We start from the raw sequence: 22,850 nt of genomic DNA, 5'->3' as shown, positions 1-22,850 counted from the left end.
GTTGAGCGCCTGAAATGGCTGCCTTACTACCTTTTCACTGGCCTGGAGGCCCATCTGGCGGTACTTTTGGATGATCAACAAAAACAGCAGCCATGAAAATGAATATGACAGTAGCAGGCGCCCTGATCGTCTTTGCCCTCGTTACAGCGGCCTTCATCAGCAGCAGCATCGCTTCCCGCAAACTTCAACACATTGAACCCAAAGGCAACAGCTTTGCGGTCCTGGAACTATTCACTTCGGAGGGGTGCTCCAGTTGTCCGCCGGCAGAAGAACTGCTGGCCGGCATACAGGCACAGGCCGCCGGTAAGCCTATCTACGTGCTGGCCTACCACGTGGACTACTGGGACCGCAACGGGTGGAAAGATCCTTACAGCGATGCGGCATTTTCAAAACGCCAGGTGGATTACAGCCGCCAGTTTGCCGGCCAGGTATACACGCCGCAGCTCATCATCAACGGGCAGTCTGAATGCATAGGTTCCGATGCCGGCGCCGTGCGCAACGCCCTGAGCGCAGCACTCCGCACCAGTGCTGCCAACACACTGCAACTGAGTGGTGAAATAAAACCTGGCGGTGCAGACCTGGAGTATGCGCTGGACAATGATCCATCTAACTGTTACCTGCTGGTAGCCGTAGTACAACGCAGTGCTACCACCAATGTAAAAGGTGGCGAAAATGAAGGCCGTATCCTGCCCCATGTACAGCTGGTGCGCGGCCTGGAGACCATGAACCTGAAAGGCCACAAAACAGGCCACATACATGTAAAACTGCCTGCTGGCTTTAACACCCGGGAGTGGGAAATTACCGGTTTGGTACAGCAAAACAGTAACGGCGCTGTTACGGCTGCGGCACATGCCACGCTCCAATAATTCATTCCGTAGTGGATGTGATCATCTGAACAGCTAACTAACAAGACCAACCCGCATTTATGAACGCTTACGCATATCCTGTGTAAGCGTTTCTTTTGCTGTCAACCATTAATTGAAAACTGGATGATCGATGACCGGTACGTATGCGGCATTATGTCTATCCAGGGTTAACGCTCCCCACAGCTACACTGCACGGGAACAAAATAAAAAAGAACCAGGTATTGCCTGGCTCTTTTCACATACACAACAGCTCATAAAAAAGGACATCTCAAATCATATGAGATGCCCTGTGTCACGGGTTACAAAATGCAACCCTTACAAAACAGTATCCTGGGAAAACTGGCCGTTTAAACCAGGATACAGTTTGCGGAAAGTAATGTAAGATGCAGCCAGTATGCCATACGCTATGATCGCGTCAATGGTGGCAGGAAAGCCAAGAACTGCCAGTTTGGAAAGGAAGGCAAATGTAATATCGAAGAAGATGCCTGCATACACCCATTCCTTGAGGCGGAGCACTTTGCCCGGAATGAGCAGGGTCAGTACACCAGACAGTTTAGCCACCCCCAGGATATAAATGAAGTGGGAAGGATAGCCCAGTTGCTGGGTAATGCCCCATACGATCGGGTTACCAGTAAGCTCAAAGAAGCCACTTGCGCCAAACCAGAGGGAAATAAGAACAGTAGCAGTCCAGTAAATAATAGTAGTTGTTTTCCGTGTCATGATCTGTAAGTTTTTGTTGTGATTGATGACACAAAATTGCAACAGGAAACGCCACCAGTCCAGCTGTTTCGCCCTGAACCGGACAAAGAACAGGATGAGTTGGACAAGGGGCGCGGCTATCATTTGCGCATGAGGAGCCAAGCCCGTACCGCCACGATGACCAGCAGCATGGAAATGATGCGCACGGGACTGGTGCCAGGGCGCCCTGCGCCGGCCTGCTGGCGCAATGCCTGGTCGATAGGTGTGCGGGTGCGTCCCCAAAAAGGGCAAAGCGGGTGCATGACCCGCTTTGCCCTTTACAATTTAAACGTGTGTATTACTTTATTCTATGGTCACCACTACCCGCCTGTTCACCCGCCTGTTATGTTCAGAAGTATTGGGCAGTGCGGGATCGCTTTCCCCTACCGTGCTGATGTCCATGCGACTGTCTGCAATGCCCTTATTGTGCAGGTAATGCGCTACCGCTTTGGCGCGCGCCATGCCTACACGCTGGTTTTCTTTTTGGGTGCCAATGTTGCAGGTGTGGCCCACAATAGCTACCCGCAGGTTGGGGTATTGCTGCAGGATGGCGGCTACGCTGTCCAGGTGGGAGATCAGGCTTCCAGGAACAGTGATCTTACCCAGCGTACCAAAGGTCACAGGAGCGGCTACTACGGCGGCTTCCGCCATGGTGGGCGTAGCGGCCGGCGGAGCAGGTACGGGAGCGGGCGTTACCGGCGCAGGCGCCGGTGCGGCGGCCACTGGTGCAGGCGTGGGCGCAGGGACTGGAGGCGATGCCGGTACCGGGGCTGCCGGTGCGGGCGTTGCCTCAACTTGTTTGGACCGGTGTTGTCTTTTGCTATTGCCTCCAAAACCTACTCTCACTTGTATACCATAAGCCAGCAGCTTTGTATGCTCACTCATGGGCATCACGCCCGTGCCTTGTACGTTTGAAATGCCTGTAGGGCTGTAGGTAACGATGGAGGTAGTGGGCGGTGCGTCTTTCCGCAGATCATTCACACCATAATCTATGAACAATCCGGTATAGAGATGCAGTTTTTCAGACAACTCAAAACGGACGCCAGTGGCCAGGCTGGCTGTGGCAGACAGCTTCAGGTCATTGGTAGTTTTGCTTTGCCAGTTATTCACCGTACCAAAACCGTGCTGGGGCAGGTCTTTCAGCTCCACGTTCACATCCGGGTAGTAGCCGGAAAGTACCAGTTGCTGTGCGGAGGCTTTTGTTTCTCCACTGAAAGGCACCAGTACTTTGCCACCTGCGGCAATGTACCATTGCGTATTGCCTTCCGTGTGGTACTGGATCATCACCGGGATGCCAGCCGCCAGGAAGTGCTGGGTTTCTTTATAACCGGTGGCCGTTACTTTATACTGGAAGGCAGACCCCTGGTCATCCACCATATAGGAAGAGAACTGGGTGCCGTCTTTCACCGTGGCTTTGGCATGGTAGTACCCGGCCTGTATACCGGTGAGCAGGCCCCAATGGGTGCCCAGCGGAAAGGTATAATTAAGCCCCAGTGAGCCACCGGGTTTAAGCTTACCCTGGTCATAGTGCAGGCCCTGCATGCCACCATTCACTTCCACTCCAAATTCCTGGGCGCCGGCCCGTGCGCAAAGAACGGACAGGCAGATGCCGAGGTATATGATCTTTTTGGTCATCATCATTGTAATTAAAAAATTAGTCTGCTATCATTACGTTCACACTTGCGATCTGGCCATTGCTCAGTCTCAGGGAGATGATGTACAGGCCACCGGTATTGGGCATGCTTACCTGCATGACGGGGTGTACTGCCGTGATCTCCTTCAACACACCGCCGGTAATGCTGGTGATGGTCAGTTTAGCGCCCTGCAATGCAGCATCCGTGTAGTTGCACGTGATGGTAGCGGTAGCTCCTGCCGGTGCGGGGTTAGGCTGGATCCTGATGCCACCGGTAGCTGTAGCCGGTGCTGTGAGCGTTACAGGACAGGTCTGGGACGTATTGCCATTCTTATCTTTCACCACCACGTAGTAAGTGCCGCTCAGGGAAGTGGACTGGCTGTAGTAGGCCATGGTAGCGCCATTGATCATGCTGCCATCTTTGTACCACTGCCATTGTACATAATTGTTACTACTGTTATCAAACACCAGCACATCATCCCAATGCGGCCTTACCAGGCCGGAAAGCTGGTAAGAAAAGTTGTTGTCCACGGGTGCAGCAGCTTCATGGTTTGCATCGCCGGGTTGTGTAGCCGTAACAATGGTGCCACCCTGTGCTACCGGGATAAGGATGTCGCCGCTCACGGTGGCTACATTCACATTGGTTACCGTATAGGTCACCGGCAGGCCACTGCTGGCCGTTGCGTTCAGCTGGATGGAGGTTGTGCCACCGCAACCGCTGATCAGCTGCTGATCCCAGGTGATGGCCTGGGGCGCTTTGGTGATGGTAAGGTTATTGCCGTTGTATACAAGCACGTAGTTGTTGCCTGCCGATACAGTTCCTTGCAGGATGGCATATACCCCTGTATTCTCGCCCGGATCGCGGGTGAGGGTGCCCGTGAAGAGGTTGTTATCATCTCCAAACTGGAAGCCCGTGGCCTGGTAAGTAAGCACCGGGTCTGCAGTGCCATACACTTTCGTTTGCGCATCGGCGGTTATGGCCAGTGTTGCTTTTGTAATGATGAACACATTCGCGGTAAAGGTCACTGCGTAATTATTACCAGGTGTAAGGGTACCCTGGCGGATGGTGTAGTTGCCCACGTTCTCTCCTGCATCGCGGGTAAGGCTGCCAGTGAATACATCGCCGGGAACCAGTGTACCTGCGGTGATTGCATAACCCAGCACAGGATCAGCCGCGCCGTATATTTTCGTGGCAGATTTTGCGGCTACCGTAATGGCTCGCTGACCAATGGTGAGGTCTTCACTGTTGAAGGCCAGGTCGTAGTTGGCATTCAGGGCCAGGGTACCCAGGTTGATGGCGTAGGTGCCCACATGCTCGCCCGGGGCCCTGGACAGGCTGCCAACAAACTGGTCGCCGGGTATCGGGGCCGGGGTAAAGGTATACGTCAGCACGGGGTCTGCATCACCATAGATCTTACTGGCGGCATCCGCTGTGATGGTGATCGTTTTCTTATTGATGGTAAAGTCTGCGCTGGTGAAGTGCAGCACATAGTTGCCGCCCAGGGTAAGACTGCCTTGCAGGATGGGATACACACCGGCGTTTTCACCCGGGGCCCTGGTAAGCGTACCGGTAAAGACATCGCCCGGTATGAGGGCCTGGGCTACCGTATAGGTCAGCACCGGGTCTGCATCGCCATAGGTCTTGCTCATCGCGGTGGCGGTAACATCGATCTGCTTGGCGCCGATAGTGAGGTCTGCACCGGTAAAGGTAATATTGTAGTTGCCATTGAGCGACAGTGTACCCAGGTTAATGGCGTAGTTGCCTACATTCTCCCCTGCATCGCGGGTAAGGCTGCCGGTAAATACATCGCCGGGGACCAGTGCCGGGGCAAAGGTGTAGGTGAGCGCAGGGTCTGCATCCCCATAGCTTTTCTGCTTGGGCACGGCCGTAACATTTACCGTCCTTTTAGTGATCGTAAAGTCATTACCGGTGAAAGTGATGATGTAGTTACCACCTGCAGACAGGCTCCCCTGGCTGATAGCGTAGATACCTGCATTTTCTCCCGCTGCGCGGGTAAGGCTGCCCGTGAAGGCATCACTGCCCAGCAACGCAGGTGCGTTGGTATAGGTCAATGCAGGATCTGCGTCGCCATACGCCTTGTTTTTCGCATCCGCCGTTACGGTAATAGTTTTGGGGCTGATGACCAGGTTGTCGCCATTATACACAACAACATAATTGCTGCTCAATGCCAGTGTGCCTTGTTTAATGGTGTAGCTACCTGTGTTCTCGCCAGGATCGCGGGTCAGTGTGCCGGTGAAGGCGTCCGTACCGGTGAGTGCCGGCGTGTAAGTATAGGTCAGTGCAGGATCGGCATCACCATATGTTTTGCTTTGTGCGTGGGCCGTTACAGTGATGGTTTTCACGCCAACGTTCAGGTTTGCCGTAACAAAGCTCAGCGTGTAATTACTGCCCAGTGCTAATGTACCCTGGCGGATGGCGTAGCTGCCTACGTTCTCGCCAGGATCGCGGGTGAGAGTGCCGGTGAAGGCATCGCTGTCCACCAGTGCGGGGTTGTGCGTGTAGGTGAATGCAGGATCGGCAGCACCATATTCCTTCGCTTGTGCATCTGCTGTTATCGTAATCGCTTTGGGCGTGATGGAGAGGCCAGCACCGGTGAAAGTGAGCTGGTAGTTGCTGTTCAGCGACAACGTTCCCTGGTTAATGGTGTAGTTGCCCACGTTCTCCCCGGCAGCACGGGAAAGGCTACCGGTAAAAGTATCGCCCGTTACCAGTGAAGGTGTGAAAGTATAAGTCAGCGCAGGATCGGCATCCCCGTAGGTTTTCGTTTGCGCATCCGCGGTTACCGCAATTGTCTTTTGACCAATGGAGAGGTTAGCGCTGTTAAATGCGATCACGTATTGGGCCGGCAACGTGAGCGAACCCTGGTTGATGGCATAGCTGCCCACCGCTTCACCCGGGGCCCTGGAGAGGGTGCCGCTAAAGGTGTCTCCCGCATCCAGTGCAGGTGTGAAGCTGTAAGTCAGTGCCGGATCGGCATCGCCATACGTTTTGCTTTGTGCAGTTGCCGTTACGGTGATCACCTTGGCGGAGATCGTTAGATTATCACCGGTATAGTTCACCAGGTAATCGCTGCCCGGTGTAAGCGTGCCCAGGCGGATAGGATAAATGCCCACGCTTTCACCCGGATCCCTTGTAAGCGTGCCGGTAAAGACATCGCCGGTTATCAATGCAGGTGTGTAAGTATACGTCAGTACAGGATCCATAACGCCACTGGCTTTTGTTTTTGGATCGGCCGTTACGTTGATTGTTTTTGCACCAATGGCCAGGTTATTACCGGTGAAGATCAATACATAGTTGCTGCCTAGTGAAAGACTGCCCTGGCTGATGGCGTAGTTGCCCACATGCTCACCGGGCGCGCGCGTAAGGCTGCCGGAGAAAACGTCGCCTGGCAACGGTGATGGTGAAAAAGTATAGGTCAATGCAGGATCCGCATCGCCGTAGGTTTTGCTTCGCGCATCCGCCGTTACCGTGATGGCTTTTGTGCCAATGGTGAGATTGTCACCGGTAAAGTTTATAACGTAATTGGTGCCCAGCGAAAGGCTGCCCTGGCTGATAGCATAGCTGCCCACATCTTCGCCGGAAGCGCGCGTAAGGCTGCCGGAGAAAACATCGCCTGGCAACGGTGATGGTGAAAAAGTGTAGGTCAATGCAGGATCTGCATCGCCGTAGGTTTTGCTTCGCGCATCCGCTGTTACCGTAACAGGCTTCGGGGTAACCAGTAGATTACCTGGCACAAACACCAGGGTGTAATTGCTGCCGGCACTGAGGGTACCCAGGGTGGTGGCATAAGACCCTACGTTTTCACCAGGATCCCTGGACAATGCACCTGTAAAGGCATCGCCGGGTTGCAGCGTCGGTGAGACACTATAAGTTAATACTGGATCCGCATCACCATAAGTTTTGGACTGCCCGGTAGTACCGGAAATAGTGAGGGGGCGGGCCGTAATGGTGAACGTACCTGGAGAAACTGTAAGCAAATAATTAGCGCTCAATGATAAAGAGCCCGCTGAAATAGCATAACTGTTTACATCCTCACCCGGAGATCTTGTCAAGGCACCGGAAAACACGTCCGCACCTATTAGTGCAGGTGTAACAGTATAGGTTAAAACAGGGTCTGCATCCCCGTATACCTTAGTAGCATTATCAGGCTGCACCGTCACACTCAACGGGTTTACCGTACTGGCAGGAATAATGGCATCCGCCGCATCTGCATCCTGGCTGCTCACGGTAATTATTTCATTATAAGTACCTGCATCCGCATCCGCCTTCAGGCGCACCAGGACATTCGTTGTGTTCACCTGGTTTGCGGTTGCCATAACTGTGGCCGTGGCGCCAAAAGTGGCACCACCATCCGCACTTACCTCGAAATGGGCCGGCGCCGTGATGGTAATATTGCCGCTCAGGTTAGTCCCCGATACATGGAAACCAGCGGCCGTGGAAGCCGTACCATATGTGGTGGTCATGGCAGCAGGTAATGTTTCCACCGCCACGGCTGGCTTTTTCACATGAATGGTCACCGTGGAAATATTACTGGGGCCAAGGCTGTAACCAATGTAATAATCAAAGGCGTCATCTCCTGCATAACCGGTGTTCGGGGTATACGAGAAAGTGCCATCGCCATGAATGGTCACTGTTCCATGCTGCGCGCCCGTTGCCTGCTGCATGATAAGATCCTGGCCCGGCACCAATCCCGCATCATAGATGTCATTTTGCATCACCCCTTGCGGCAGGCTTACCGTCAGGGTGGTGTTCATTATCGCATTATAATCATCATTAACCGTCACCGGTGGCTGTTTCACGTGGATGGTTACTGTAACGGTGTTACTGGGACCACCACTGTATCCTATGTAATAGTTAAAGTTATCATCACCAACGTAGTTGGGGTAAGGGATGTAATCAAAACTACCGTCCTGGTTAATCAACACGTTTCCATGTTGCGGAGAAGTTGCCTGCTCCATAATAAGATCAACTCCCGGCACCAGGCCCACATCGTACAAGTCATTAGCCATCACACCATTTGCGGTACTCACCTGCAGGACCGTATTCTTCGCCACGCTGTAATCGTCATTGACGGCCACGGGCGGGGCTACACGCTGTTTCAACTCCGCATGCCCACCCGGAAGGGCATGCAACGGCACTGCGGCCATAATACTGGCGCTATTCCAAAATACCGCGAACAACAAGAGCAACAGGCGTAAAATTTTCTTCATCTAAAATCTTATAAGATCAATTAAATAGTAACTGTCTGGAAATGCAAAAAACACCTGTGCCGGGATGGCAAGGCGGAAAGGCAAGGAAAGCTGGATGGGCACGCTAACGGCGCACGGTTGATATTGCGTTGGCAATCCATGGTATATCGGGACCTATTGCTAGGGATCTAAAAAGCACCTACTGCACGCCATGGCGTGCTTAAAAACATAAAAACGTTGGCAGTAATAACGCGGAATAGCCGCTCTTGCTATGAAAATCTACGACGAACCAATTCAATTTCGGAGCACAATACAAGCAAAAAAAACTGACATACGCAAGAAAAATGAGGTGCATGGTATAACGGATCTGGCTATATGTAAACAGGGGCTTTGCGTAAGTCGTTGTGTATTATTTTAATGCGGAGAGCGCAGGAGGAAGAAGGCGGAAGTAATTTTTTACAGGAACATACAGGCAGACCTACCGGGTCCCGCCACCCTCGCAGACAGTACAAGACAGTTAAAGCCATCACATTGAATATCTTTATGCTTTTACTACCACGTTCGCGAAACCAAAAAGATAAGATGAAACTGCTCTTTACCCTTAGCCTTGCTTTGCTGTCGATCATTTCCTGCCATGCGTCCACCGCTTCCACACTACCACACCCACAGACCTGGCATGCCAACTGGATAGCCCTGCCGGGAGAAAATGAACATGCTTACGGTGTGTATTATTTCCGGAAAAAATTTGATCTCGCCGCCCGGCCGGATAGTTTCCTGGTGCACGTATCGGCAGACAACCGTTATAAACTGTTTGTAAACGGCACCCTGGTATCACTGGGCCCTGCGCGCAATGACACCTACCACTGGAACTACGCCACCGTGGACCTGGCCCCCTACCTGCAGGCAGGCCACAACCTGGTGACGGCCATCGTGTGGAATGAAGCCGATTTCCGCCCGGAAGCGCAGATCTCCGTGCGCACCGCTTTCATGCTGCAGGGCAATACTGTTAAAGAAGAAATACTGAACACCAACGATAGCTGGAAATGCGCCAAAGACAATGCTTACCAGCCCCTCCCCGCCATCTTTGCCGCCAGCACCGGCGAAATGGTGGACCGCACCAAAACCATCCGCAACTGGATGGCCCCTGACTTTGACGACAGCCATTGGCCGAAGGCCGCCAACCTCTTTGGCGCCCAGCCCAAAGGCCAGTCGGACGGACTGGGATGGATGCTGGTGCCCTGCCCCCTGCCGCCCATGGAAATGACCTACCAGCGCATTCCCACCTTGCGCAAAGCGGAGGGCATCCCCGCGCCCACTGGCTTTCCGGGGCAAAGAACCGCGGTGATCATTCCCGCTCACACCACCGCCACCCTGCTGCTGGACCAGACCTTCAATACCAATGCTTATGTAACGCTGGCTTTCAGCAAAGGCACGGGCGCCGGCATTTCCCTTCGTTATGCAGAGTCACTGGTGGAAGAATTTACGCAATACGGAGCGCGCAAGGGCAACCGTGACCAGGTGGATGGCAAATTGTTTTCCGGCCGTATGGACAGCCTGGTATCTGATGGTACGGATGCACAAACCTATACCAACCTTAACTTCCGCACTTTCCGCTACCTGCAGTTGCGCGTGCACACGCAGGACGAGCCCCTGACCATTGATGATATTTACGGCACCTTCACCGGCTATCCTTTTAAAGCGCCGGCCCAGTTCCATACGGATGATGCGGAGATCAAAAAAATACTGGAAATAGGCTGGCGCACCGCCCGCCTGAATGCATGGGAAACGTACACAGACTGCCCTTACTACGAGCAGCTGCAATACATTGGCGATACCCGTGTACAGGCCACCATCAGCTATTACAACAGTGATGACGACCGCCTGGCGCGCAATGCCATTGAACTGATGGACCATTCCCGTTTGGCCGACGGCGTTACCCTCAGCCGCTTCCCTACGCGCAGCACCCAGGTGATCTCACCCTTTTCCTTATGGTACATTGGTATGCTGCACGACTACTGGATGTACCGGGGCGACAATGCTTTTATTGCAGACAAACTGCCGGGCGCACGCGGCATCCTGAAATTCTTCAGCCAGTTCCAGGACAGCACCGGCTCCCTGAAAAACACACCCTACTGGACCTTCGTGGATTGGGCCGGGGGCGACGGCTGGTTTGTAGGCGCACCACCAAAGGGAGCAGACGGAAGCTCCGCCATCCTGGACCTGCAATTGCTTATGGCTTACCAATGGGCCGCCGCACTGGAAAGCAAGACCGGCATTCCCTATTACGCCACGCTATACCAGCAGAAAGCGCAGCAATTGCAGCGGTCCATCCAGCACAAATACTGGAGCACTGAAAAGGGATTGTATGCGGATACACCGGAGAAAAATAAATTCTCCCAGCATGCTAACTCCCTGGCTATCCTCACCGGCATGGTGAAAGGCCCAGCCGCGCAGGCAGCGGGCCAGCGCATGCTCACGGATCAATCGCTTACGCAATGCAGCATTTATTTCAAATACTACCTCCACCAGGCCCTGGTAAAAGCGGGCCTGGGCGATGGGTACCTGGACTGGCTGGATATCTGGCGCAAGAATATTGCCGCCGGCCTCACCACCTGGACGGAAGATTCCAACATTGACTTTACCCGTTCTGACTGCCATGCATGGGGCAGCAGTCCCAATATTGAATTTTTCCGCACCGTACTGGGCATCGACAGTGATGCACCGGGCTTTACCAGGGTGAAGATCACCCCGCACCCGGGCAGGCTCAGGGACCTGGGTGGTGAGATGCCCCATCCAAATGGCAAGATCAGCGTGGACTATCACCTGCGCAACGGGCATTGGGAAATGCGCGTAAGCCTGCCGGCAAACACTACCGGCACATTTACGTGGAAAGGGAAAAATTATCCGCTGAAGGCGGGCGCTAATATGCTGAAGTTATAGCTGGTAGCAGATTTTAACGCTTCAGGAATCATTGCGTTCTTCGGGCACTTTCTTGGTGACATCCACGGGAGTGTCCGTAAGATTGCCATTCTCATCCAGGTAGGCCATCATATCTTCCAGGCTTTTGCCTTTTTCTTTATGGTCTTTGCGCTCCTGCATCTTTTCTTTTTTCGCCTGTTGGTTTTGCAACTTCTTTTTTTCCCGTTGTTTCTTCGCAAAAGATGCCTGAGATTTCGCCATGATATGAATTTTAAATAAAGAAATGCACCAGGGACCACTGGTGTAACATGCGCATGTTGTAAGATGAGCACCAACCTGCTTATAATGGAGCACGGCCTGCGGGCCGCTATTCGGTATGCTTATGCCTGCCAGGGAGCTACCCTGGCAGGGGTGCGGGTGAAGATCAGTCCGCGCGCTGGCCTGAAGAAACGGCCAGGTAAAAAGAAGATAAACGGGGATGAATGTAGGAATAATTAATTAGATATTGTACAATTAAATGCGTAACTTCCACTTCCTGGCCAAAAAAATGACCTCCCGCATTTATCCATGCTCTCCTTTCGCTATTACCGGCCAGTTTAGGATCATCTATAAAAACTTATAGCATGCGCTTACGTGTCAGTAATCTCAACCGGCTCACTACCGTGTCCCATCTTGTAGACCTGTTTGTTCCTTTTGGACTTATTTCTTTTGTAAGAATTGCGATGAACCGCTATAACGGTGACTCTGTAGGCATTGCCCTGGTAGAGATAGACCATGAAGCTGGTGTCAACGCCATTGCATCCTTACACAACCTGCTTTTTATGAACCGCTACATACAGGTGGAAGAAACTGTTCCCAACGTATAGTTTTGCTGCCCTCTACCGGGCATGGCAGTTATTTCTTAGCAATTGAGCCTTTCCAGTTAATGCTGTCCGTAAACGCTGTACGGGGGTTTACCTGTGCGGCCTTTCCTGCCTGTAAAACCAGGGAGAACAGCGCCAGCAATACCGCACCAATCCCCTCCCCCACCTGCCACCTCCGCATGGATAACAGCCATGCAGGTAAAGTTATGTCCCCTGCCGCGTAAATGCCTGCCGGAAGATATTTTTTTATATCTTATCCCGCCATCCGGTATGGCGGTGCGGAAGCCCTCCGGTGTCTTATTACATGGAACCATTTTTATACTAAATGCACGTTATGACGAAACTATTTGCGCTTTTGGGCCTGGCCCTGGCTCCTGCCGGGTATGCAGCCGCCCAGGTGAAGCTGCCTGCTTTTATTACAGACAGCATGGTATTGCAACAAGCCACCAATGCGCCCATCTGGGGCTGGAGCACACCCGGGCAAACTGTAAGCGTAAGCGGCAGCTGGTCTTCCAAAGCGGTAACCGGCGTGGCCGGCAAAGACGGCAAATGGATGGTAAAACTCCCCACGCCCAAAGCCGGCGGCCCTTACGAGGTAACGATCAAAGCCAATGAAACAAAAACACTACACGGCATATTGATAGGTGAAGTGTGGATCTGCTCCGGCCAGTCTAACATGGAAATGCCCGTACAGGGCTGGGGAGCCGGCACGCCCATCCAAAACTCCGCCACGGAAATAGCGGACGCCAACTACCCTTCCATCCGCATGTTTACGGTAGACAAAGCCGTGGGCTTTGCGCCCCAGGAAGACGTAAAAGGTAGCTGGGCTACCTGCGCTCCCACAACGGTAGGCAGTTTTAGCGCCACTGCTTATTTCTTTGGCCGCCAGTTGTACCAGCAACTGCACGTACCTATTGGTCTCATCCACACCAGCTGGGGTGGCACCATTGCGGAAGCATGGACCAGCGCACCCGCCCTGCGTGGCATGCAGGACTTTAACAAAGACCTGGACCGGGTGGATTCCATCCGCCACCACCTGAAAGCCATGCAACTGCAGGACAGCATTCATGCAGCCGGCTGGCAACGCGCCCTGGCAGACCGTAGCGATTACAACGCACCTTCCCTCCAATGGGCCACCATGCAGGTGCCCGGCTACTGGGAATCACTTGGGCAACCCTCCCTGGACGGCATTGTATGGTTTAAACGCACCGTTGATATTCCCGCCACCTGGGCCGGCAAAGACCTGAAGCTGGACCTGGGCCCTATTGACGACCGTGATATCACTTACTTCAATGGCCAGCCCATAGACAGCACTATGCAGGGCTTCACGTGGATGGCGGAACGTCATTACCGTATTCCTGCATCGCTGGTAAAAGCCGGCAGCAACACCCTTGTGGTAAAAGTGATCGATGATGGTGGCAACGGCGGCATGTACGGAAAACCTTCCCAGCTGGCGCTGTACCCGGCGGACCAGCAGCCTGGCGCCGGCATTGCATTGGGCGGCACCTGGCAGTACGCTGTTGCTAAAGTAAAGCCCCAGCCTGCGGTAGGCAATTCACCCAACCAGCCTTCTGTGCTCTACAACGCCATGATTGCACCACTGGTACCTTACGCCATCAAAGGCGCCATCTGGTACCAGGGCGAGGCAAACGTGGGCCGCGCAGCACAATACACCCGCCTGTTCCCGCTGATGATCAAAGACTGGCGCAATCACTGGCAGGAAGGTAACTTCCCCTTCTACTTTGTACAGATAGCGCCCTTCGGTTACGGAGGCGACAGCACACAGGCAGCCGCCCTCCGCGATGCACAGCGCAGAACCCTGAAACTGGCGCCCAATACAGGCATGGCCGTAACCATGGACATTGGCGAGACCGGCAACATCCACCCCGCGGATAAACAGGATGTAGGCAAGCGCCTGGCACTGTGGGCGCTGAACAAAACCTACCGGAAAACAGACGGCGTATATTCGGGACCGTTATACAGCGGGTTTGAAGTGAAAGGCAATGAAGTAGTGGTATCCTTCACTAACACCGACGGAGGCCTGAGCGTTGTGGGTGATAAGTTGAAAGACTTTGAGCTGCAGGATGCAGATGGCAGCTGGAAGCCGGCACAGGCCAGCATTTCCGGGGAACAGGTGACCGTGACCAGCCCGGATGTGAAAGCACCCAAAGGCGTGCGGTATGCATTCTATGCTACTGCACAGGGCACCTTGTTCAATGGCAAAGGATTGCCGGCCAGCTCATTTACTTCGGAAGCGTTGAAATAAATAAATAAATAAATAACCATCCTTAAACAAAAAGGACTGCACCCATGCCGGTGCAGTCCTTTTTGTTTTATATAACGGGGGGTGCTTATCATTTCGTTACCACCATTTGAATATTGTTCCCGCCTTCTTCCCGCTTTGCGGAATTCACGGAGATCACCTGGCCGGAAGGTGCCTGGTACAACGCACTCCACAGGATCTGCTGCCAGGGCGTACCCAGGCTGCTCCACGTTTTGCCAAAATCATCACTCCCGGAAATATTGTTGACATTAGAGCTCACCAGCAGGCGCCCATCTTTTAAACTCACAATGAACGGGCCTCCCATCTGGTCCGGGATGGGATGGCCCAGGCCTACCGGCCAATGGATGCCATCTTCACTGGTCTTGTAATAGATATTGCATTTCTCCGGGCCGCAGATCTCGTACACTGTGATATATTTACCATTCTTCATCCGCGTCCACACCGGCATGCCGGGCCGCGATGCCGGATGCCCCGGTTCATAAGCTACCCATATTTCCGGGCCCCATGTTTTACCATTGTCCGGCGAGATCTTTTCAGAAATGATCTGTGAGTAAGAGGGTGTCTCCACCACATGTTTTTCATTGGCGTACTGCACGGCCAGGCGCCCGTCTTTCAGGTAGTAGCAGTGCGGCTCGTAAATGCCTTTATCCGGGTTTCCCAAAGCGCCCGGCGCACCAGCGGTAGAATCGATAACACTGTAAGGCGCCCAGTGATTTCCCTTATCATCGCTTTTATACAGCCGCAAAATGTAAGACTCCTGCCACCGCACACTACGGCAGGCCAGTAGCACAGCGCCTTGGGGCGTTTCAATGAGTTGTGCATTATCCAGGTCACGGCCCGGTTCAGCAATGTTGGCAATAATGTTCCAGGACTTACCCTGGTCCGTACTGCGCGATACTTCCAGTTCCAGGCCGCCGGTGGCTGTTGCATCGAACGGCTTGTTACGGTCGTAGCCTTCCTGGCGGGAAACGGTGTAACCGGCCAGCCAGGAGCCATCGCGGAGCATGAGCAGGCGTGCATACTGGGAGCCGTAACGCCCGTGATGGCGGCGGCTTCCCACGCCAGCTGCCGGCACCGCGCCGCTGTCTTTGAAAACTGGAACATCATTAATGGTAATGGGGGCCGACCATCGCAACGGCTTGTTGGTTTGGGCAATGGCAGCACTGCAGGCCAGCAGGAGCAGCAGGCACGTGGAAGATCGTTTCATATGGTTTCCGGCGGGGTTGATGACCGCCGGAACAAAGAAAGGGAAAAGTTTCAGCGATGTCAAGCCCCGCTACAGGCCCAGCACACGGGCTGCATTGCGGTACGCCAGTTTTTCCAGGTCTGGCACGGAGAGGCCTGTATTGTCCAGGAACTCCCGGCCCATTTCGTTGGTGCTGAAAGGATAGTCCACGGAAAATAACAGGTTGTCCAGCCCAATGGTTTCCAACGCCAGTTTAAACGGGGGTTGTGTAAAAAATCCGCTCGTGGTGATGAACACCTGCTCCCGGAAAGTATCTGCCAGTGTGCGTTGATTGGCACCTCCCATGCCAGGGGCCAGGGCCCGCCCGGAACGCGCCATCATCATGGGCAGCATTTCCCCCATATGACCAATGATGATCTTCAGCCTGGGATACTGATCAAAAATACCGGCGTAGAAAAGGCGCAGTACGTGCAATGCTGTTTCTGAATGCCATCCCCACCCGTAGCAGGCCAGGGCTTCCACCATGCCTTCATTGCCCGAGAGCTGGCTGTAATAGATATCCGCCACACCTTTGGGCGGCAAACCGGGATGCAGGTACAACGGTACATTCAGCCGCTCTGCCCTTTCAAAGATAGGCGCAAACTTAGGGTGGTCCAGGAATTGGTCACGGGTTACACCACGGATCATAGCGCCACAAAAACGGTAATCCTTCACTACGCGCTCCAGTTCATCCGCAGCCGCCACGGGCGCGGTGGTGGGCAGGTGTGCAAACGCAGTGAAACGATCGCGGTGATCCGCAATGCGTGCTGCAATCAGGTCATTATAACGGGTGGCAAAAGCGGGTGCTTTTTCGTCATCCAGCAAATTAGCGCCGGCGCTGTCTACAGAAAGCACCTGCATGCTGATGCCGTTACGGTCCATAGATGCCAGCCGCTGGCCGGTGATGTCTTCCAGCAGGGGCGCCAGTTGCTGCATGCGGGGCGATTTTCCAAAGTTGCCCAGTGCTTCCTGCGGCACCTGGGCCGCCATTTCCGGAAAGGAAAGATGTTCTTCAAGCGTAATGATGCGCATAGATCCGTTGTTTTAAGAATAAAGGAACGCTGTCAATGCGGGTATACCCGCTTCATTTTAATACCGTGGTGGAAATTCACATCCAGCGGGGTGTGTTCCACCACCACGTTGTTGGCCTCCAGCCCAAAGGCCTTTTCATCAGAAAGGCTTACAGACTTCAGCCACAGGTACAGCCGCATGATCATCCGGTCAAAGTAGTCCAGGTCGCGGTCATTATTCAAATAAGTTTCCAGCACCACGAACGTGAAATCACCAATGATGTTATGCTTTTCCAGACTTTCATACCGGCTCGTTACATCCACCTCCCGGTTGATCACCAGGTCCTGCACTACTTTGCGGAACATCAGGTCCAGCCGGGGTTGTACGCGGAAGCCCAGGTGAAAATCCACGCGGATCAGGTCATTGGTCAGCATTTGTTTTACTTCATATTCCATGGTGTACGGATCATCCACCGTATCCACATGCAGGAACCAGTAAATATCTGCGCGCTTGGGTTGCTTGCGCAGGATGGAATAAATGACCTTGCTTTCTATCTCCGCCGGCGACTCCGCCGTGGTGAGATACACCAGGTGCGTGGCATACCGGGGAATGGAAGCATCGTTGCTCAACTCTCCCAGTAACTCCACGTGGGGCTGCAACCGCTCCACTGCCATATACCGCTGTTTGATCTTCCGGGCCCTGAACCAGATGAACATCACGGCAAACAACAGGCCTGCCACGATGAGGGCAATGTAGCCGCCCTCGCGGAACTTCACCAGGTTAGCCACCAGGAAAGTGCCGTCAATCGTGAGGTACACGGTCAGGAAAGCATAGATGAACAAAGGCCGCACCCGGCGCTGCACCAGGTAGTTAGTGAACAGGATGGTGGTAGCCAACATACACAATGTAATGGCCAGCCCATAGGCTGCATCCATATTGCTCGATTTCCGGAAATGCAGCACTACCCCGCAGCACCCGATGAGCAATAACAGGTTTACGCCCGGAAGGAATAATTGTCCCCTGAGCTCCGACGGATAACGGATGGCCATGCGGGGCCACAGGTTCAGGCGCATGGCTTCACTCACCAGAGTAAACGAACCGCTGATCAGGGCCTGGCTGGCTATTACCGCGGCGGTAGCCGCTACCACGATGCCGGTCATCACGAACCAGGATGGCATTACACCATAAAATGAATTGAATCCCGCATCAATGAGTTGTTGTGTCACTACGATGCCCTTGTTATGCACCAGCAGCCAGGCGCCCTGGCCCAGGTAATTCAGGATCAAACAGGTTTTCACAAACAGCCAGGAGATGCGTATGTTAGGCAGGCCCGCATGGCCCAGGTCAGAGTAGAGCGCCTCCGCACCGGTAGTGCACAGGAATACACCGCCCATGATCCAGAACCCGCCCGGGTAAGTGATCAGCAGCCGCAAACCGTACCAGGGATTGAATGCTTTGAACACCGCAGGATAATCTCCCAGGTGTAATAGGCCTAACACTGCCAGCATCACAAACCAGAGCAGCATTATCGGACCAAACAGCTTACCGATGGAAGCCGTACCAAACTGCTGGATAAAGAACAGCAGCAGGATGATGACCAGCACGATAATAACGATGGTGTTGTCTGTAATGCCGTGCAGCAGCGGGATATTGCGCAGCCCTTCCACGGCCGACGTTACCGACATGGGCGGGGTAATAATGCCATCCGCCAGCAGGGACGCACCGCCTATCATGGCGGGTATCACCAGCCACCTGCGCCGCCGCCGAATGAGTGCATACAGGGCAAAAATGCCACCTTCCCCCCGGTTGTCTGCCTTCAGGATCAGCAGCACATACTTCACCGTGGTTTGCATGGTGAGTGTCCAGATCACGAGCGACAAAGCGCCCAGCACCAGTTCATCCGTGACCGCCTTATTTTTTATGATAGCAGACAATACGTACAGCGGCGAGGTCCCAATGTCCCCGTAGATCACCCCCAGCGCCACTATCAGCCCAGCCGCAGATAATTTATTGATCGAATCCCTGTTCATCAGCCATTGATTTTTTCCCCGTGAATTCCTCCGTTATAGGGTGACCGTTGTTAAAGGCCCAGTTGTTTGAAAGCGCGGATGATCTTGCCCGCAATGATCGCATTGCCCTTATCCGAAGGATGCAGGCCATCATACGTAATGTCCATCGCCTCCTGCGGGTAAGGATAGGCATCATGCTTAGGATCAAACGGGATGCCGGCGCTTGCCGGGAAGCGGTAATTTTCGTAATGGCCGGTGGCGGTATCTTTAAGCCGTTTGAAATGGACGAGTTGTGAGAGGTCCAGTTGCCGGTCATGGTAAAGGTCTATTACGGGCAGTTTTTCCAGCTTGCCGATGTCCCGTACCGCATTGGCAAAGGCTTCCAGGGTTTGCCCGTTCTTCGGTTTGTAGGAGCCGTATGCATTATTATTGGGATCGAGGATGTACACAAAATCATTGCGTTGCATGGGCGTAATGAGCACTATTCCGGCAGCGGGATTGAGGGCCCGCAACTTGTCAATAATGATACGGAAGGCGCCAAAGGTGGTGGCATTACCCGTGTTATTTTTATAATCATCCAGGGTGCCCAGCGGACGGCCGCCCCACCAGTCATTAGTGCCCAGCAGCACGGTGTATACATCCGCTTTCACAAGGCCCAGTTGATCTATATTGCCGGCAATGTCAGTTGCTTTCCAGCCATTATGGCCCTGGTTAATGTAGCGCAACCCCGGGAAGCCGGCTGCTACGCGGGTCAGGTAGCCCTGGGTAACCCGGTTCCCCGTTTCATCCAGGTGGTCATTCAGGTAAGTAAAGGAATCGCCAACGGCTACCCACACCACTGCTTTGGGAGTGAAGGAAAAAAGCGGCAACAACACAATATATAAGAAGAGGAGCTTTTTCATGATAAGCAGGTAACATTAACAGGAAAGAAAATAGTAACAGACCGGGAGCAAATATACGAAAGCTTCCCTGCGTGATCCGGGAAGAATGTTACGCATCTTCCCAAAATTATTTTATATTTCTGATGCCGCCCGGCGCCACGTTATGCTTACCCAAAAACGGCAACATCCACTCATGACGATTTCACGTACTACCGGCAAACTACTTGCCCTGCTGCTCTTTGCCTGCTCCGCCTTTCACATGCGTGTATGCGGCCAGGATACAGTGCCCGGCATTATCATTGACCACGTACCTGCTGCAGCCAGGCAGTACATTGGCTCTCCAAGCATCTGCATCCTGCCCAATGGTCATTACATCGCATCACACGATTTTTTCGGACCTGCATCTAACGAGGCCACCCACGCCACTACCAGGATCTTTGAATCGACAGACCAAGGCAACACCTGGCATGCCATTGCAGCCATCAACCAGTTCTGGTCCGGCCTCTTTGTGCACCGGGGCGCCCTGTACATCATGGGGGTGCGCAACGCGGAGGGGGATTGCATTATCCGCCGGTCTAAGGATGGTGGCCATAGCTGGACGGAACCTACCGGCAGCCATAACGGCCTGCTGCTGCCAGCGTCCGCAATGGTGGGCTACCACACGGCACCGGTGCCGGTGATCGCGGCCCATGGCAGGATCTGGCGTGCCATGGAGCAGGTGAAGCCTGGTGGCCCCTGGGGCGACTTTTACGCCTTCATGCTGAGCGCCGGCAACCGCAAGGACCTGCTGTATGCCGGCAGTTGGACCACCTCCGGCAAACTGGCACTGGATAAAAACCTGCATAAAGGGGCTGGCTGGCTGGAAGGCAATGCCGTAGTGGCACCGGATGGCAATATAAAAGACCTGCTGCGGGTGCACTACCTCAAAAAGGGCGAAGAAAAAGCGGCCATCATCAATATCAGCGCAGATGGAAAAGCAGTAGCGTTTGACAGTACCAGTGGTGTTTTCGACTTCCCGGGCGGGGCTAAGAAATTCTGCATCCGCTACGATGCGCAAACCCGGAAATACTGGACCCTGAGTAACTATGTGCCCGCAGCCTATGCAAACGATAACCAGGAAAGGGTGCGGAACACGCTGGCCTTGTGCAGCTCAACGGACCTGGTTCACTGGCGCGTAAACCATATCATCCTGCAAAGCGACAATGTGGCCAAACATGGCTTCCAGTATGCAGATTGGGTATTTGATGGCAACGATATCATTGCCGTGGTAAGAACCGCGTATGACGATGCAACAGGTGGCGCCGATAACCAGCACAATGCAAATTATATGATCTTTAAACGCGTGGCCGGTTTCCGGCAATGGGATAAATAACAGTTCACTTCCGCAGGATCTTTTCCATGGCCTTTCCTTTTGCCAGCTCATCGATCAGCTTATCCAGGTAACGCACTTTTTGCATCAGCCTGTCTTCGATCTCTTCCACGCGATACCCGCAGATCACGCCGGTAATTTTAGATGCATTGGGATTGAGTTGTGGGGCTTCTGCAAAAAAAGTTTGAAAGTCGGTCTTATTGGCAATGACCTGCTGCAGGCCCTTTTCGTCGTACCCCGTCAGCCAGTGGATGATGGTATCCACTTCCGCTTTGGTGCGTCCTTTTCTTTCCGCCTTTTGAATATAGAGCGGGTAAACACTGGCAAATGACATCCGGTATACTCTTGTGTTGTCCATGTTAACAGCATTTAAGGCAAAATTACAAAAGGCAGGCGCTTACACGATCGGGTAGGCAGTATCACTTTTCGTTTCAGATAACACGAAAAAACTTTGTACGGTACTGATATTAGGCAATGCGGCCAGCTTGCGGTAGAACGTGTGATATGTGTCCATATCGCGGGTGGCTACCCGTAATATAAAATCAAATGTCCCCGTCATCTGGAAACATTCCATCACTTCAGGAAACTTTGCCACCGCGGTTTCAAAAGACCTTAACGTAGTGGCGGCATGATCATGCAATAACACCTGGCTGAATGCCACCAGCCCCAGGTCAATCTTCTTTCGGTCTACCAGTGCCACCACTTTGGTGATATAGCCGGCTTCCCGGAGCTGGCGGATCCGCTCATGCACGGTGGCTACAGATTTATGCAGCCTCCCGGCAATTTCCTTATTGGTAAGCTGTGCATCTTTTTGCAGGAGGCGGAGCAAGTCCTTGTCGAGCTGATCAAGTTGTTTATCCATGGCAGTTAAAAAACTGCTACAATTTAACCCATCCTGCACTATAAATCGTAAAAAATGACATTATAATGGCCAAATAGCAGAATATTTACGGAAAAACGGCCTACCCATTGATCAAACGGGTAATAAATTGGAATTTTATTGTAAAACCGACTATCATACCACGAACCGGGCGCCTGTTTCCCGGCTGAAGGTTACACATATTTGTTGATTAAGTAAACTAAACCAACCATTGGAACGGTCTGCGCCTGTTGAGGCACAGACCTTTTTGTTGTGACGACGCCCGGTCACATTACTAATTTTATTAGCAATTCCGTATCTTTGCTGCATGAGACTTTTTGAAGATGCAGCGCTGTTTGATGAGGGAAGAAAATACTTCAAAGATTTCCATCTCCCCGGCACCGAACTTAAATTATGGGAACGTTTTTTTGAGAAAGCAGATTCCGACCGGTTTTTCCAATGTTTAAAAACCGGTACCCCCTGGCAGCAGCGGGAGCGCAAACTTTATGACCGTACCCTGCCAGACCCGCGGTTAACAGCCTTCTATGGCGGCAGTACCGGTTTTGCATGGACCCCTGAACTGCTGGAAATAAAAGCAAAAGTGGAAGCACAATGTAACATTACATTTGACCGGGTGCTGCTCAATTTTTACCGGGATGGCAACGACTCCGTGGCCTGGCATAGTGATACCCTGCCCGCGGAGGGAAAGCACCACGCCGTTGCCTCGGTTACTTTCGGAGAAACACGGTTATTCAAAGTAAGACATAAGACCCGCAAAGACGTATCCCGGCTGGATATACCACTTACCCACGGCAGCCTGCTACTGATGGGCGAAACCATGCAGGACCACTACGAACATCATGTACCCAAGACCAGCAAGGAAACCGGTCCGCGGATCAACCTTACGTTCCGCATCGGGGAACCTGGCACCATCCGGAATCCCTATAGCCCCAGTGTTTAATACAACAAAATGCCGGGCAGC

General features: G+C 53.2%; 18 protein-coding genes. 7 read left to right on the top strand and 11 right to left on the bottom strand.

The features are described from left to right. The first annotated feature begins 92 nt into the window (after nucleotides 1-92). Nucleotides 93-866 carry a DUF1223 domain-containing protein gene (locus DCC81_RS18170; RefSeq protein WP_108688001.1) on the top strand — a complete coding sequence of 258 codons (774 nt, stop codon included), beginning with the start codon at nucleotides 93-95 and terminating at the stop codon, nucleotides 864-866. Nucleotides 867-1,181: 315 nt separating this feature from the next. Here DCC81_RS18170 and DCC81_RS18165 read toward each other — a convergent pair whose 3' ends face one another. The 4 genes from DCC81_RS18165 to DCC81_RS18155 form a co-directional block, all read right to left on the bottom strand. Beyond that, the gene (locus DCC81_RS18165) at nucleotides 1,182-1,586 is read right to left on the bottom strand and encodes a DoxX family protein (protein ID WP_108688000.1); all 405 of its coding nucleotides are present in this window, start codon (nucleotides 1,584-1,586) and stop codon (nucleotides 1,182-1,184) included. Nucleotides 1,587-1,705: 119 nt separating this feature from the next. Then, nucleotides 1,706-1,867: a hypothetical protein gene (locus DCC81_RS25595; protein ID WP_165806633.1), complete on the bottom strand. Its 162-nt coding sequence runs from the start codon at nucleotides 1,865-1,867 to the stop codon at nucleotides 1,706-1,708. 40 nt (nucleotides 1,868-1,907) lie between these two features. Next, nucleotides 1,908-3,245: an OmpA family protein gene (locus DCC81_RS18160; RefSeq protein WP_108687999.1), complete on the bottom strand. Its 1,338-nt coding sequence runs from the start codon at nucleotides 3,243-3,245 to the stop codon at nucleotides 1,908-1,910. A gap of 13 nt (nucleotides 3,246-3,258) precedes the next feature. Then, nucleotides 3,259-8,469, bottom strand: a complete 5,211-nt coding sequence (locus DCC81_RS18155; RefSeq protein ID WP_133177708.1) for an MBG domain-containing protein — start codon at nucleotides 8,467-8,469, stop codon at nucleotides 3,259-3,261. Nucleotides 8,470-9,030: 561 nt separating this feature from the next. Between DCC81_RS18155 and DCC81_RS18150 the strand changes: the two genes are divergently transcribed. Beyond that, complete coding sequence (locus DCC81_RS18150) at nucleotides 9,031-11,388, top strand: alpha-L-rhamnosidase-related protein (RefSeq protein WP_108687997.1); 2,358 nt, start codon at nucleotides 9,031-9,033, stop codon at nucleotides 11,386-11,388. A gap of 21 nt (nucleotides 11,389-11,409) precedes the next feature. Here DCC81_RS18150 and DCC81_RS18145 read toward each other — a convergent pair whose 3' ends face one another. Next, nucleotides 11,410-11,628: a hypothetical protein gene (locus DCC81_RS18145; protein WP_108687996.1), complete on the bottom strand. Its 219-nt coding sequence runs from the start codon at nucleotides 11,626-11,628 to the stop codon at nucleotides 11,410-11,412. 63 nt (nucleotides 11,629-11,691) lie between these two features. Here DCC81_RS18145 and DCC81_RS25590 point away from each other — a divergent pair, with 63 nt between their 5' ends. From DCC81_RS25590 to DCC81_RS18135, 3 genes are all read left to right on the top strand, one after another. Next, nucleotides 11,692-11,865: a hypothetical protein gene (locus tag DCC81_RS25590; protein ID WP_165806632.1), complete on the top strand. Its 174-nt coding sequence runs from the start codon at nucleotides 11,692-11,694 to the stop codon at nucleotides 11,863-11,865. A gap of 125 nt (nucleotides 11,866-11,990) precedes the next feature. Further along, nucleotides 11,991-12,233, top strand: a complete 243-nt coding sequence (locus DCC81_RS18140) for an RNA recognition motif domain-containing protein (protein WP_108687995.1) — start codon at nucleotides 11,991-11,993, stop codon at nucleotides 12,231-12,233. A gap of 331 nt (nucleotides 12,234-12,564) precedes the next feature. Further along, on the top strand, nucleotides 12,565-14,496 hold the full coding sequence (locus DCC81_RS18135) for a sialate O-acetylesterase (RefSeq protein WP_165806631.1): 1,932 nt from the start codon (nucleotides 12,565-12,567) through the stop codon (nucleotides 14,494-14,496). An 88-nt stretch (nucleotides 14,497-14,584) separates the two neighbouring features. On the opposite strand, the gene DCC81_RS18130 is transcribed toward DCC81_RS18135, so the two are convergent. The 4 genes from DCC81_RS18130 to DCC81_RS18115 form a co-directional block, all read right to left on the bottom strand. Then, entirely contained in the window at nucleotides 14,585-15,721 is a 1,137-nt protein-coding gene (locus tag DCC81_RS18130; RefSeq protein WP_108687993.1) for a sialidase family protein, read from the bottom strand. A 69-nt stretch (nucleotides 15,722-15,790) separates the two neighbouring features. Then, nucleotides 15,791-16,771: an amidohydrolase family protein gene (locus DCC81_RS18125; RefSeq protein WP_108687992.1), complete on the bottom strand. Its 981-nt coding sequence runs from the start codon at nucleotides 16,769-16,771 to the stop codon at nucleotides 15,791-15,793. Nucleotides 16,772-16,803: 32 nt separating this feature from the next. Next, on the bottom strand, nucleotides 16,804-18,780 hold the full coding sequence (locus DCC81_RS18120; protein WP_205686361.1) for a KUP/HAK/KT family potassium transporter: 1,977 nt from the start codon (nucleotides 18,778-18,780) through the stop codon (nucleotides 16,804-16,806). A gap of 50 nt (nucleotides 18,781-18,830) precedes the next feature. After that, a complete protein-coding gene (locus DCC81_RS18115) occupies nucleotides 18,831-19,661 on the bottom strand; it encodes an SGNH/GDSL hydrolase family protein (RefSeq protein ID WP_108687990.1) in 831 nt (276 codons plus the stop codon). 172 nt (nucleotides 19,662-19,833) lie between these two features. On the opposite strand from DCC81_RS18115, the gene DCC81_RS18110 reads away from it, so the two are divergent. Next, nucleotides 19,834-21,012, top strand: coding sequence for a sialidase family protein (locus DCC81_RS18110; RefSeq protein ID WP_108687989.1), 1,179 nt, complete (start codon nucleotides 19,834-19,836; stop codon nucleotides 21,010-21,012). Nucleotides 21,013-21,016: 4 nt separating this feature from the next. Here DCC81_RS18110 and DCC81_RS18105 read toward each other — a convergent pair whose 3' ends face one another. Both DCC81_RS18105 and DCC81_RS18100 read right to left on the bottom strand, forming a co-directional pair. Then, on the bottom strand, nucleotides 21,017-21,367 hold the full coding sequence (locus DCC81_RS18105; RefSeq protein WP_108687988.1) for a DUF2200 domain-containing protein: 351 nt from the start codon (nucleotides 21,365-21,367) through the stop codon (nucleotides 21,017-21,019). 39 nt (nucleotides 21,368-21,406) lie between these two features. Continuing rightward, nucleotides 21,407-21,871 carry an Lrp/AsnC family transcriptional regulator gene (locus DCC81_RS18100; RefSeq protein WP_108687987.1) on the bottom strand — a complete coding sequence of 155 codons (465 nt, stop codon included), beginning with the start codon at nucleotides 21,869-21,871 and terminating at the stop codon, nucleotides 21,407-21,409. Nucleotides 21,872-22,196: 325 nt separating this feature from the next. Here DCC81_RS18100 and DCC81_RS18095 point away from each other — a divergent pair, with 325 nt between their 5' ends. Beyond that, entirely contained in the window at nucleotides 22,197-22,829 is a 633-nt protein-coding gene (locus DCC81_RS18095; protein WP_108687986.1) for an alpha-ketoglutarate-dependent dioxygenase AlkB family protein, read from the top strand. The last annotated feature ends 21 nt before the right edge of the window (nucleotides 22,830-22,850 follow it).

The sequence above is a fragment of the Chitinophaga parva genome, from assembly GCF_003071345.1.
Classification (GTDB): Bacteria; Bacteroidota; Bacteroidia; order Chitinophagales; family Chitinophagaceae; genus Chitinophaga; species Chitinophaga parva.
The sequence above is the reverse complement of the archived record's forward strand: the minus strand, read 5'-3'. Positions and strand labels throughout refer to the sequence as shown.